The organism is Acinetobacter sp. WU_MDCI_Abxe161 (genome assembly GCF_025514355.1).
In the GTDB taxonomy this organism is placed as follows: domain Bacteria; phylum Pseudomonadota; class Gammaproteobacteria; order Pseudomonadales; family Moraxellaceae; genus Acinetobacter; species Acinetobacter pittii_E.
On sequence record NZ_JAHPTU010000010.1, the window covers coordinates 73,768 to 87,217 of the forward strand.

A 13,450-nucleotide genomic window follows, 5' to 3' on the forward strand; every position below is an offset into this window, starting at 1 on the left:
ATTATTAGATCGTCATCTAAATAGAAAACCGCCACAGAAAGGCTATTTTATTGCATTTTTATTTGTTAGCTGTAATTGTCTTTTTCTTGCTAATAGCGTTTGTCCTGTCAAATTTTTATGCGCACGCGCAAGCGCCGACTGGTCCGAATATCCCAACTGTTCAGCAATTACAGTCAGGCTTTCATTTTGTTGAAGTAATATTTCACAGCGTTTCATACGTTCAGTATCTAAAATTAATTTAAATGAAGTGTTTAACGACTTTAGTTGGCGTTGTAAGCTTCGTACTGAGATATTCAACTCAATAGCAATATCCTCTATTTTCGGGGCTTGTTGCTTGTGCTTAAAATATTCATGAACAATCCAATGTATTTGCTGAGCTAAATCTGTATGTATTTTCCGCTGAGCCAATGCCTCTTCTGCCTGTTTCACCAAAAGTTGCATTAGAGTTGGGTCGGCCTGACGAGGGCGAACACTTAATCCTTCACTTGCAAAAGTTAATGCATAGTAAGGTTGCTCAAATGATAATTTGCATTGAAAGAAACGCTGATAATGTACTAATGCTCCACGGGAGCGATGTACAAACTCAACATGCTGCAAGAGGAAATCATGAAAAGGAGCAATTTGTTTAGCAAGTTGTACCATAGCCGCTAATGTTAGCTCACAAAGTATAATATTGCTGGCATCAACCAAAGGCCAATACAAACGGATGCTAGAAGTATCTTGTTCGATTTTCATAGGCACGACTTGCTCACCGTCAATAACGAGACGATGAAATTTCATGACATATTCAAGAACCTCTGCGAAACTGCCGCTTCGAGAAGCCATATAACCCAATACACCAAAATTGGCAGGTGTAATACAAGTTGCCATTTCCAAGGCCAAATTAGAAACTTGTAGACGAGACTCTGTCAGCTCTAAAAGTTCAAGAAAAAAGTGTAAAGAAGATTGAGCATCAATAGACGAAGCTAAAATATTTTGAACTTGGCGGGCCTGAACGTCCGTAAGATTTAATCCCTGCCAATCGATTCCTCTTTCTTTTAAGTAAGTATTCCACAGATAAAAATAGCCATTTGAAATCGTAAAATCCTGCATGGCTCATCCTTTTTTTAATGCCATCTTGTCGCAAACTGTATAAAAATTGGCAATAACTGTCAAAACAAAGCCGACCATTCGCGACATACTAATGAACATGTTAGATGCGAGAAATAAAAATATGAACGCACATGTTTCTTATCAAGTCGAACCCGTGGTTCGTAAAGATCTGGATTTTCATTTAAACGAAGCACCACGCTTTTGGTTTAATAATGATCCTTTTTTGACTCGTATGTTTGATGCACTCAGCTTAACCTTTCCAGATGGAGAGCGTTATTTTATCGAATGTGTTCGTATGTTCCGTGACAAAATTGATGATCCAGAACTACAAAAACGTGTTGCAGACTTTATTAAACAAGAGGCTCAACACGGTATTGCACATGACAAAATGAATCAGCTCATGAAAGAGCAAGGCATGCCTGTTGACCAGTTCACGGCCACACTTAAAAGAATTTTTCGTTTTGAACTCACCAAACGCTCACCGCAATACAATATTGCAATGACAGCGGCAGCTGAACATTTAACAGCGTTAATGGCAGAAACTTTTTATAGCCATAAAAAAACTTTGGAAAATGCTCACCCCTATGTTCGAGCACTGTTTGCGTGGCATGCCATTGAAGAGATGGAACACCGTGATGTTGCTTTTGATGTCATGAAACAAGTAGGTGAAGTACCAGAGTCAACTCGTCGTTTTGTATTAGTTCTTACGACTGTACTCATGTTTGGTTTTACACTCTATCGCACCAATGTCATGTTGAAATGTGATGGCTTTAGTTCTAGAGAAAGACTCTTGATGAGCCTTAAAGGTTTACCTTGGTTCTTCGGCAAAAATGGCACATTGACCGCCATGAAAAGCCAATATCTGGATTGGTTTAAAAAAGATTTTCATCCAAGTCAGCATCCGGTCATTCGTCAATATCCAGTTTGGATCGAAACACTCGAAAAGACACATGACCCGATTGCGGCTGGTGAAGCATTTTGGCAAGCAGGTTTATAACCTGCTTGTTACCATTTTGCATAATGTTGTTCTAGTAAGCCGTATTGTTCATTGCAATTGATTATATCGGTTGCCTCATGTTCAATCGTGCCACTAATTTTAGCTTGCCACTGATTGAACTGGCTGCCGATCATTCTTAAATTAATATTTTCGTATCTGCACCAACCAATATGTACTTTCAGATTAAGCTTTTGATCTAGAGAGCTAATTTGCCAAAGTTCATCATTTACTTTTTCAAATAAAACATCTGTTAGCGGAAATAAAACTCCGTTAATCCATAAGCAGTTTTCATTACCAAAGCTTTCATTAACCCCTGAAGCTAAATTTAAACCAATACGCCGCCCTTGCTCATCCCAAAAGTTACATGAGAGCCAGAACCAAGCCGTTTCAGGTCGCAGAAAACCACAAGTATCATCTAGCGATGCAAATGTCTTTTCATCAAATTGTACAACTTGGTTTTGTTTATTAATAAACATTCCCTCTACAGCAAGCGTGGTCTGCTTTTGAGTATAAGTCCAACCGTTAATGCCAGTTGGTGTACATAAACTTAATATGTCTGTTCCAGCACAAAAAATTCGAGCGCTAAGTTGAATCTCACCATATTTAGTCACTCGAATGTACCGCACGCCATTGGCATGCTGAATATCAAACTGATAAGGAGATTTAGAAAAATAACTTTGATTAAACAACGGCTGTTCATCAAGATAGGTTTTATGCCCCAAAGGCTGAATCGCATTCCACTCAATGACCTGCTGAGTTTCATGATCGTAAATATAGAAAAAACCGTGCCCAACCCAGCCAATATCGGCAATGGCCAGACCAATACTATAGTGTTTATGTTGAATGCCGCAGAATTTGAATTTTTTATATTTTAATTGCTTACGCCAGCCTTTTAAGACCTTACCATACGGCGTTTTATAAATATAATGTTGTACATGAATGGTGGACGGTACAGATTCAAAACGCCCATAACGAGGCTGCCCATTTTCTTGAATTAAATCCATTTACCCACTTCCATATGAATATTAGATTTCAAATGACCTATACCACGGTCAAATACGTATTTTCCCAAGTTGCTGCAGCAAAATCGCCTTTTATTAAATGAATATAGCGCCCTGCTACACAATCTATTGCTAAGCAGTCATCAATATCAATAACTCGATCTGTATGTGCTTTTTGCCACTGCTGATCTATAAATTGTTTACCTAATTGTTTGGCAATGACCGCATTGGGTGCAACCACAAACTCATAACGATGAAGCTCACCGAATTCACGCGCATTATATCCACCCAAATTAATTAAATATAATTTTAAATCATCTGGTTGTGGTGCAGCATCTGTAAAATGAATTTGATAATTTTGCCCTTGAGAGCTAACTCCTGAGAGCTTGGCCCAAGCATCGATATGCAACCCTTGAGCCTCACCAAACCAAGCCTGTTTAAGTTGAGGATAAACTTCTTCCAAAGTAGCTCCTACCGCCATGACTACATCATGAACTTCTGTATTAGCGCGGGCATGGCGCCCGCCCAACATCACCATAAACAAGTTTGGCATTATAGTTCTCTTACATCTCGACCATTTCTACGCCATCAATGCGTGCAACTGTCATTAAATCTTTATCACCACGGCCTGAAACAGTCGCAATAATAATCTGATCTTTAGACATCGTTGGTGCAAGCTTAGAGACGTACGCCATCGCATGTGAGCTTTCAAGTGCAGGAATAATCCCTTCGATTTTGGTTAAATCACGGAAACCTTGCAGAGCTTCTGTATCATTAATCGGCACGTATTCTACGCGCTTCATATCTTTCAAGAAGCTATGTTCAGGACCAACACCCGGATAATCAAGGCCCGCCGAGATACTATGTGTCTCAATAATCTGGCCTTGTTCATCACTCATTAAGTAGGTACGGTTACCGTGTAATACACCCACATGACCCGCATTTAACGGCGCCGAGTGTTTACCAGTTTCAATACCAAAACCTGCTGCTTCAACACCATACATTTTCACGTTGGCATCGTTTAAGAATGGATAGAACAAGCCCATTGCATTTGAACCACCACCAACACATGCAACCAATGCATCTGGTAAGCGACCCGCTTGCTCCAAGATCTGTTTACGTGCTTCGCGGCCAATAATCGACTGGAAGTCACGAACGAGTTGTGGGTAAGGGTGCGGGCCTGCAACTGTACCAATGACATAGTAAGTCGTATCAACATTGGTTACCCAGTCACGCATCGCTTCGTTCATGGCATCTTTCAGCGTTTTAGAGCCACTTTGTACAGGAACAACTGTAGCACCCAGCAAACGCATACGATAAACGTTCATGGCTTGACGCTTAACGTCTTCGGCACCCATATAAACAACACATTCAAGACCCAAACGTGCTGCAATTGTTGCAGTTGCTACACCATGCTGCCCTGCACCAGTCTCAGCAATAATACGTTTTTTACCAGAAAGCTTTGCCAATAACGCCTGACCAATCGTGTTATTTACCTTGTGTGAGCCTGTATGGTTTAAGTCTTCACGTTTAAGATAAATTTGCGCACCACCTAACTCTTTTGACCATCGCTCAGCATAATAAAGTGGACTAGGACGACCTACATAGTAGGCTAGATCGCGGTCGAATTCTGCCAGAAACTGTTCATCATTTTTCATGCGAGAATAGAGATTTTCTAAATCTTCTAATGCCGCCATGAGTGTTTCTGACACAAAACGTCCGCCATGGATACCGAAATGCCCTGCAGCATCTGGGTACTGTGTATAGTCAATCACATTGTTTTGCTGATCCACGTTGGACTCCTTGCATAAATCGTTCAATGAGTTGTTGGTCTTTTATACCTTTTGCGGACTCTACGCCTCCGCTCACATCTACTGCAAAAGCACCGGTAGTATGAATAGCGTCAATGACATTGTCAGGGGTTAAACCACCTGCCAAGATTAAAGGAATATCAAGTTTTGGAAATTTAGACCAGTCAAACTGATGCCCAGTGCCCCCTTTAAGCTCAGGATGCCATGCATCAAGCAATACAGCACTGGCACCAACCGCCTGATATTTTTGAATTTCAGCAATTACATCTAAATCAGGTTTAACCTGAATCGCTTTATACCAGCGACGCTTACAATGGCGAGCTATTTCCTGACATTGTTCAGGAGTTTCATCGCCATGTAGTTGTAATACATCTAGGGGAACACAATCAAGTACATCCTGAATTTCAGTGGCACTTGCATTAACAAACAAACCAACCATTTGTACATAAGGTGGAATTACTTTTGTAAATTCTTCAACCTCTGCAACTGTCACATGTCTTGGACTTGGCGGAAAAAAAACAAAACCTATCGCATCTGCTCCAGCAGCAGCAACTGCTTGAACATCTTCAATGCGTGTAATTCCACAGATTTTTGCGCGTGTACGTTTTTGGTTTGATGGGCTCATGATCTGCCTAAACTATAACCATTTCTTAAAATAAACGCCATTGTAATGCAATTTTTGTCCCTTGCGTAAAAGTTCTCTGGGAATTGGGCTAAATGACATTGTATGAAATAAATCGCCACTTTATACTGCGTAAAATTGGAAGCAAGTGTAAGCAATTAATGCTTTAGGGAAGCTGGTGAAAGTCCGGCACTGCCCCCGCAACGGTAACAATGTAAAGCATATTTTTTAAGTCGATATCGACTTAGACCACTGCAGTAATGTGGGAAGGTGAATATGTCCATAACATAAATATGGCGCTGAAGTCCGGAGACCTACTTGTTTCATCTATCTACCCGATCATTCACGTGGGGTGAATGTATGGAGCATGTTATGTCTAAGTCTTTTCAACCTACTCGTCTGGTAGGGGCTATCGCTATTGCGATGGGGTTTTCACCTGTTATTTTTGCTGAAGATACCACGAACGCAACTCAGCTTGATCCAATTGTAGTCACTGCTTCAAAAAGTGCTGAAAAAGCCAGTGAAGTTCCAGCGCGTATTTCAGTGATTGATGAAAAAACGATTGAGAAGAATCCATTATTAAACGTTTCAGATATTATTCAACGCGATCCTTCTGTTTATATAAAACAAAGCGGTGGTCTAGGTCAGATTTCTGAAATTTCACTTCGTGGCACTAAATCAGTTCATACATTAGTTCTTAAAGATGGTGCTCGCTTAAATAGTCAAAATGAGCTTGGCCCATTATATCCAGCGTTTTTAGATACTACAGATGTTCAACAAATTGAAATTCTAAAAGGCCCTGCATCAGTTCAATATGGTAGTGATGCTATTGGTGGTGTCGTCCAGTTAATTTCTAAAAAACCAGAGAAAACAGGTGCTGAGTTAACGGGCATTTATGGTGAAAATAATACCTATAAGGCTATTGTTAATGCCAATCTCGTGACTGACCAAGGGTTCTATGCACAAGTAGGTGGGCAACGCTTAGAAAGTGATGGGACACGTATTTTTGAAAGCCAGCCAGAAAATGAAAAAGCCGGTTATGATCAAAAAGGCTATCACGCTAAAATAGGCTTCTTCCAAGAAAATTTAATAGATGCTTCTGCTTCAATTAGTGAAAATAAAGGCACGAATGTTTTTAGTAATGACTACATAACCAATACAGCACAACGTCAATTTGAAAATCGAGTTATCAACACAAAAGTTGCTTATAATATTTTGCCTGATTTAATCATTAATGCACACTATGCAAATGTTCAGGATAAACAAAATGTTCCTGCTTATGGTTCATATTACAATACTGAAAATAATGAAAGTGATTTAAATCTGAAATGGAAATTCACTCCGAACCAAAATATTTTAGTTGGTGCCACCTATAACGATGCAAATTATAAAAGCAATACCATCTTAAATTCAGATAAAAGTGTAAATAGCACAGGTTATTATCTACAGCATCAACTCAAAAATGATCTTTTTGATACGCAAGTTGGTGTTCGTTTAGAAGATAATCAACGCTTTGGTACCCATACTGTTGGCCAAGGTGCTATTCGCTATCACTTCCTACCAAATGCTAGCGTATATGCAAATATCGGTAGTGCTTTCAGAGCTCCAACCTTAAATGAACTTTATTCACAATGGGGAGGAAATGAGAACTTAGCGCCAGAAGAAAGTACTTCTTATGAAATGGGTATGAACTATGATCTTACGTCAAATGTGAGTACTAATTTTTCTGTTTATCATACAAAAATTAAAGATCTTATCGCCTACAATGCGGGTACTAATACAAATATAGCCAAAGCAAACTTTACAGGTGGTGAAGCTGGAATAAAGTGGCAACAGAATGATCTATTCTTGTCTACTGAATATGCTTACGTAAAAACAGAAAATGAAAAAGATAATACAGAAATTGCTTACCGTCCTCGCCAGACAATCACTGTAAGTACAGGTTTAGAAAATGCAATTTATGGAATCAGTGCCTCTTTAATTGCAAGATCTAAATCTTATGCAGACTCAGCAAACTCTATGCGAGTACCGGGTTATGCAACTGTAGACTTAAATGCTTATTGGAATATTATTCCTAACGTAAAAGTATTTACCAATATTCAAAACGTAGGTGATGTTCAATATCGTGAAGTATTAAATACGTATCCTTCAAATGATTGGTATGTTAATACAGGCCGCCAAGCTTCTGTGGGGGTCACTTTCCGTTATTAATTTTTCACTCTGATTATAAAAATATTTTCTTAACTCCAGTTTCGGGGTAATGTTCTGACCGACATTATCCCCTTTTTTTATGTTCAGGATATCCAGCATGGGACACCGTTTAAGCAAAATCTATACACGCACAGGCGACTCAGGTACAACAGGTTTAGGCGATGGCTCTCGTGTTGCCAAAGATGATTTACGAATTGCAGCACTTGGTGATGTTGATGAACTCAATGCCATTATTGGGGTACTTCGTGCTCAAATCACCAATAGCCAAGTGTCTAATAAAGCAGATTGGAATAAAAGCTTAAGTTTGATTCAACATTGGCTATTCGACTTAGGTGGAGAAGTTTGTATTCCAAACTACAACCTACTCCAGCCCGTTTGTATTGAATTTCTTGAAAAAGAAATTGACCGTATGAATGAAGATTTGCCTATGTTGAAAGAATTTATTCTACCGTCTGGTTCTTTATCTTGCAGTTACGCTCATCAAGCACGTGCTGTTTGTCGTCGTGCAGAACGATCTCTAATGTCGGTACAAACTCGTGATCAAAATATTCAGACAACTGCCCTTCAGTTAATTAACCGTTTATCTGACTGGTTATTTGTTGCATCACGAGCTTTACAGCGTGCCGAAGGTGGTCAAGAAGTGCTTTGGCAAAAAAATATTAATGAGATTATTTAAAAATAAATTAGATTAAACATGGTCTCTGCTCTTTTTGAAGAGACCATAGGTAAAAGATTTTATAGAAGAAAATTATGCGCATTATTGGTCATCGTGGTGCACGCCGAGAAGCTCCTGAAAATACATTAGGTGGGTTTCAGCACATAAAGAATTTAGGTATTCGCGGTGTCGAATTTGATATTCGTCAACTTCAAGACGAAGAGTTGGTTGTCATTCATGATGACAATTTTTTACGTACAGCTGGAGTCGATCAAATTGTAGAGCATTCGACTTTGGCTCAAGCGTTATCATTTGACCATAGTCAAAACTGGCCTGACTGGCCAAATTCAGAGCCAACACCTACACTTATAGGCGTTTTAAATTTACTTGATAACTTCGATCATATTGAAGTTGAAGTTAAAGCTGTAAGAGATATGGCATTGGCCGAAAAACTCGTTCAAAAGCTCGAGACGGAATTACAGGGCTTTGAGAAAGTCGTCACCATCACAAGTTTTGATCTTCAAATTTTAACTGCTTTACGCGATATTAACTCTCAATTTAAACGCGGATTGTTAGTCGAGCTTCCTGTTGGAGTAACTGCGATAGAACTCGCTCATCAATATGGGTGCTGTCATATTGGTTGGCACGATCAACTTGCCACCGATGAAATGATTCAATTATCGCATCAAGCCGGTTTGAACATTAGTGTGTGGACAGTCAATGATGTAGAAAGAGCAAAAAGGCTACGTGATTTAGATGTTCAGGGCTTAATTACAGATATGCCGACCACGATGTTACAGGTCCTATAAATATAAAAAAGGTGGTAAAAACCACCTTTTATTTCTTTTGTGCCTGAATGAGGCGTTGCCCATTCTGATCAAGTAAATATAGCGTATTACCTACGAGCTGGAAGCGTTGAATACGTTGCAAAGCATCTACCAATTCTGCCTCTTGAGCCAAAGCACCATCACAACTTGAATGGCCTGCATTTACTTGCATATCAAGTTTTTGCTGGCTGAAATTAAATGTATAACGACCAAAAACTCCATTACAGCCAGTATGTCCAGACACTGTTTTGACCGAAGAATTTAAAGATAGAGTCGGCCACTGTGTAAAAAATTTTGCCTTATGACCGCTGATCTGAGTGATCTGCCAATCAATATCTTGAATGCCATCCGGACTCACTCTCTTTTTTACAATAGGGGCTTGAATCTGATGAACTGTTCTTTTTGCTTGAACTTTTTTTGTATTCTGTTCGGGTGCACTTTGACATGCGGCTAATACAAGACTGATTGTGACCAAGACACACTTCAAAGATAATTTTCTTGAAATATCAATGCGGTTCTTTTTTTTCAATCGTTGTACGTTCATTAAACAACTTCTCCTGCTTGAAAAACTCTTTGACATAGTTTAATTCTGTTACGGTTCTTTCAATACATCTGTACAATAATGCTAGTGATTCTCACTAAGCACGTGCTAATATGAAGGATAGAATAGCAATATATCTTGATGATTGGTTTTGCTATGTCGTTTTGTCTTTGTACCTTGTTTCACAAGGATTCTAGGAGCGCTGCCGGATATGACTTCCGCCCCACTCAAAGCCCCAATTAACTGGACCGCTAGCATTACCTTAATTGGTTTACCAATTCTTGCCGCAATCATAATCCCGATTTATGCGTATTATTATGATTTTAGTGTAAGCGCATGGGTAAGCTTATTTTTTCTTTTAGCTCTAAGTAGTATGGGGATTACTGCTGGTTACCATCGCCTTTGGGCTCACCGAGCTTATGAAGCGTCGTTACCGCTTAAAATTCTTTTAATGATCGGTGGTACATTTGCCGTGCAAAATAGTATTTTGTTCTGGGCATCTGGTCACCGTACTCACCATCGACATGTTGATGATGTTGATGAAGATCCATATTCAATTGAGCGTGGTTTTTGGTATGCTCATATGGGTTGGATGATCCGTGATCATTCACCATCTGAGCCAGATTTTAAAAATGCACCAGACCTACTCAACGATAAATTGGTCATGTTCCAACATAAATACTATGGTTTACTGGTAGTTGCAGTTCATGTTGGTATTTTAGGCTTAATCGGTTGGGCGACTGGCGACCTATGGGGTGTAGTACTCTTGGGTGGTTTAGTACGTTTAATCATTAGTCATCAAGTGACTTTCTTTATTAACTCACTTTGCCATATGTTTGGTAAACGTCCTTATACAGACGAAAACTCAGCACGTGACAATTTCTGGTTAGCCATTGCCACTTGGGGCGAGGGTTACCACAACTATCACCATATCTTCCAATACGACTATCGTAATGGTGTTAAATGGTGGCAGTATGACCCAACAAAATGGTTGATCTGGTCATGTTCTAAAATTGGTTTAGCTAAAAATTTACGTCGTATTCCAAGCTTTAATATTAAAAAAGCAGAATTGGCGATGAAATTTAAATATGCTGAACAAGACCTTGCTATTTATGGGCATGATGTAAATGCAGACATTACTCAAATGAAGCAACGTATCGCACAAGAGTACGAAGCATTTACACACACCTTAAATGATTGGGCAAAACTTAAAGAACAAGAGTTACAAGCTAAAAAAGCAGCAATGGCTGAAAAGATTCATAGAATGGATCATAAGCTTAAAGTTGATTTCCAATTGCTTGAACATCGTCTAAGTCATCACCGTGAATGCTTAGAAACACTTATGCGTAGTGTTAAAAAGAATACCAATGTGGTGTCAGACTAAATTAAATTCTGATCTAAAATAGCTCTTTCGGGAGCTATTTTTATGCCTGCTTTTTAACTGTGTTATAGTGAAATCCGCTCTCTTTATTTTGCTAAGCCTATGCAGTTTAATCCGCTCTACCCTTCACTTCCGTCTAAATTATTCCATGTTCAGCAGCCATCACCGTTACGTGGTGCAAAGGCAGGACATTTTAACAGTGCATTGGCTGATGAACTGCAATGGTCAGAAGACGATAAAAATGCATGGGTTGAGATCTGTAGTGGACAACGTACTTTCACTGAATTTCCTCCACTTGCGATGGTTTATGCTGGCCATCAATTCGGACAATGGGCAGGACAACTTGGTGATGGTCGTGGTTTACTGATTGCGCAAATACTCAATACAAAGGGCCAAACCATCGACCTTCATCTCAAAGGTGCAGGCGCTACGCCTTATTCAAGAATGGGAGATGGGCGAGCAGTATTACGTTCTGTGGTCCGTGAATATTTAGCAGGACATTCGCTAAATGCTTTAGGCGTCGCTTCTAGTCACGCAGTCGGTTTTACAACCTCGACTCAAGGTGTACAGCGTGAAAAACTAGAGTTAGGCGCAATGCTACTTAGAACGTCTGAATGTCATATTCGTTTAGGACACTTCGAATGGATTAATCAATATGCGCCTGAGTTGCTGTCAGAATTTACTCAAAAATGTATTGAATGGCACTATCCAGAATGCCTAGAAACTGAAAATCCAATTTTATCTTTTGCCAAAAAGGTAGTTGAGCGTACTGCAATTATGATTGCGAAATGGCAACTGGTTGGATTTGCTCATGGGGTGATGAATACCGATAACTTAAATATTACAGGTTCAACACTCGATTTTGGTCCATACGGCTTTATGGAGCGTTTTCGCCCAAACTGGATCAACAATCACTCGGATTACCAAGGTCGTTATACTTACCAAAATCAACCAAGTATAGGCCATTGGAACTTATGGACGTGGTTAAATAACTTAATTCCTCTTGCTGAACCTGAACAAAAAGATCAGTTCAAAGAAGAATTAGCGCGTTGCCTAGAACAATTTGAACCGATCTTTTTAGAGCACTATGGGCAAGGTTTATGTCAAAAAATGGGACTTCCCCATTTCCATAAAGACAGTCTTGATTGTAGTTTTGCTTTTTTAAGAATCTTACAAACTGAACAACTCGATTACACGCAAAGTTTTATTCGTCTTCAAAATAAAGAATATAAAGTTTTACGAGATGATTGTCTTGATATTCGTCAATTTGATGCGTTTATTAGCCAATATAACAGCATCCGTGAGCATCAAGATATTGATGAACTTGATGCCAATATGCGAAAAGTAAATCCAGTTTATGTTTTACGGAACCACATGGCGCAGCGTGCTATTGAAGCAGCTGACCGAGATGATTTTAGTGAAGTTGACCGTTTATTTAAACTACTCAACCATCCTTACACAAGACAGCCAGATTTGGAAAAACCGGAAGATTTAGGCCCGTTACCAAGCGATATGCCTGATGTGGCAGTGAGTTGTTCGTCTTAATTTTTTATCCACATTTTCTGTGGATAACATTGTGGTTATCCACAGAATAACTTTTGCTAGTGTTTTACTCTTCAGGATATTCGAAGCGGTAACCTACACCATAAACAGCTTGAATCCATTCATGACGGTTACCAGTTTCAGCCGCTTCACTAATTTTTCGGCGCAAGTTTTTGATATGGCTGTCAATCACGCGATCGGCAACATCAAAGCTATCCGGATTAATATGATCCAATAATTGTGCACGCGAATAAACTTGCCCCACATGCTCTAAAAATAGCTCAAGTAAACGAAATTCGGTTGGCGTTAAGCTCAGCGATTTTTGTTGATACCAAATTCGTTGCTGAGCTTTATCAATTCGGAAAGAATCATTTTGTTCAGGCTCTGCCTTACGCTCTAAACGGCGTAAAACAGCTTGTACACGAGCAACTAACTCTTTTGGACTAAATGGCTTACATACATAATCATCAGCGCCCATGTTGAGACCTAGTACACGGTCAATTTCTTCGGTACGGGCAGTGACCATAATAATCGGTAAATCTGACTGCTCACGAACTTTACGGCAAATGGTCAAACCATCCATTCGTGGAACCATTAAGTCCAGAATCATCAAATTTGGTTTACGTTGCTGGAAACTCGCATAGGCATCCTGACCATCATGAAACATACTTACTTCAAAACCGGCAGCTTCAAGATAATCACGTACCAAATGCGCTAATTCGACTTCATCTTCAACCAACATCACATGTTTCATGAGATATTTTTCCTTT

Annotated in this window: 13 protein-coding genes and 1 riboswitch; of the genes, 6 read left to right on the forward strand and 7 right to left on the reverse strand. The window is 39.5% G+C overall.

The window, feature by feature from the left end:
* Positions 1-42: 42 nt before the first annotated feature.
* Positions 43-1,092 carry an AraC family transcriptional regulator gene (locus tag KTI78_RS12450; protein WP_262446256.1) on the reverse strand — a complete coding sequence of 350 codons (1,050 nt, stop codon included), beginning with the start codon at positions 1,090-1,092 and terminating at the stop codon, positions 43-45.
* Positions 1,093-1,213: 121 nt separating this feature from the next.
* Between KTI78_RS12450 and KTI78_RS12455 the strand changes: the two genes are divergently transcribed.
* Positions 1,214-2,089, forward strand: a complete 876-nt coding sequence (locus tag KTI78_RS12455; RefSeq protein WP_262446258.1) for a metal-dependent hydrolase — start codon at positions 1,214-1,216, stop codon at positions 2,087-2,089.
* A gap of 8 nt (positions 2,090-2,097) precedes the next feature.
* On the opposite strand, the gene KTI78_RS12460 is transcribed toward KTI78_RS12455, so the two are convergent.
* Genes KTI78_RS12460 through KTI78_RS12475 form a run of 4 tightly spaced genes read right to left on the reverse strand, consistent with a single transcriptional unit; the run spans position 2,098 to position 5,526 of the window.
* Positions 2,098-3,093 carry a DUF2804 domain-containing protein gene (locus tag KTI78_RS12460; RefSeq protein WP_262446259.1) on the reverse strand — a complete coding sequence of 332 codons (996 nt, stop codon included), beginning with the start codon at positions 3,091-3,093 and terminating at the stop codon, positions 2,098-2,100.
* A 37-nt stretch (positions 3,094-3,130) separates the two neighbouring features.
* Complete coding sequence (locus KTI78_RS12465) at positions 3,131-3,643, reverse strand: DUF1543 domain-containing protein (protein ID WP_262446260.1); 513 nt, start codon at positions 3,641-3,643, stop codon at positions 3,131-3,133.
* Positions 3,644-3,653: 10 nt separating this feature from the next.
* Complete coding sequence (gene trpB, locus KTI78_RS12470; protein WP_002116129.1) at positions 3,654-4,883, reverse strand: tryptophan synthase subunit beta; 1,230 nt, start codon at positions 4,881-4,883, stop codon at positions 3,654-3,656.
* Positions 4,858-5,526, reverse strand: coding sequence for a phosphoribosylanthranilate isomerase (locus KTI78_RS12475; RefSeq protein WP_262446261.1), 669 nt, complete (start codon positions 5,524-5,526; stop codon positions 4,858-4,860). The genes trpB and KTI78_RS12475 overlap by 26 nt, the downstream gene beginning before the upstream one ends.
* A gap of 126 nt (positions 5,527-5,652) precedes the next feature.
* Positions 5,653-5,860: riboswitch (cobalamin riboswitch) on the forward strand.
* Between the two features lie 23 nt (positions 5,861-5,883).
* Here KTI78_RS12475 and KTI78_RS12480 point away from each other — a divergent pair.
* The 3 genes from KTI78_RS12480 to KTI78_RS12490 all read left to right on the forward strand — a co-directional run bounded on the left by KTI78_RS12480 (position 5,884) and on the right by KTI78_RS12490 (position 9,198).
* Positions 5,884-7,734, forward strand: coding sequence for a TonB-dependent receptor plug domain-containing protein (locus KTI78_RS12480; protein WP_262446262.1), 1,851 nt, complete (start codon positions 5,884-5,886; stop codon positions 7,732-7,734).
* Positions 7,735-7,831: 97 nt separating this feature from the next.
* Complete coding sequence (locus tag KTI78_RS12485; protein ID WP_262446263.1) at positions 7,832-8,410, forward strand: cob(I)yrinic acid a,c-diamide adenosyltransferase; 579 nt, start codon at positions 7,832-7,834, stop codon at positions 8,408-8,410.
* A 74-nt stretch (positions 8,411-8,484) separates the two neighbouring features.
* Positions 8,485-9,198 carry a glycerophosphodiester phosphodiesterase gene (locus KTI78_RS12490; RefSeq protein WP_262446264.1) on the forward strand — a complete coding sequence of 238 codons (714 nt, stop codon included), beginning with the start codon at positions 8,485-8,487 and terminating at the stop codon, positions 9,196-9,198.
* A gap of 28 nt (positions 9,199-9,226) precedes the next feature.
* Here the strand turns inward: KTI78_RS12490 and KTI78_RS12495 are convergent, their stop codons facing one another.
* Positions 9,227-9,760, reverse strand: coding sequence for an META domain-containing protein (locus KTI78_RS12495; RefSeq protein ID WP_262446265.1), 534 nt, complete (start codon positions 9,758-9,760; stop codon positions 9,227-9,229).
* A 208-nt stretch (positions 9,761-9,968) separates the two neighbouring features.
* Between KTI78_RS12495 and KTI78_RS12500 the strand changes: the two genes are divergently transcribed.
* A complete protein-coding gene (locus KTI78_RS12500; RefSeq protein ID WP_016143072.1) occupies positions 9,969-11,141 on the forward strand; it encodes an acyl-CoA desaturase in 1,173 nt (390 codons plus the stop codon).
* 99 nt (positions 11,142-11,240) lie between these two features.
* Positions 11,241-12,683, forward strand: a complete 1,443-nt coding sequence (locus KTI78_RS12505) for a protein adenylyltransferase SelO (RefSeq protein ID WP_262446266.1) — start codon at positions 11,241-11,243, stop codon at positions 12,681-12,683.
* A 64-nt stretch (positions 12,684-12,747) separates the two neighbouring features.
* On the opposite strand, the gene KTI78_RS12510 is transcribed toward KTI78_RS12505, so the two are convergent.
* Positions 12,748-13,434, reverse strand: a complete 687-nt coding sequence (locus KTI78_RS12510; RefSeq protein WP_002116101.1) for a response regulator — start codon at positions 13,432-13,434, stop codon at positions 12,748-12,750.
* Between the last annotated feature and the right edge of the window lie 16 nt (positions 13,435-13,450).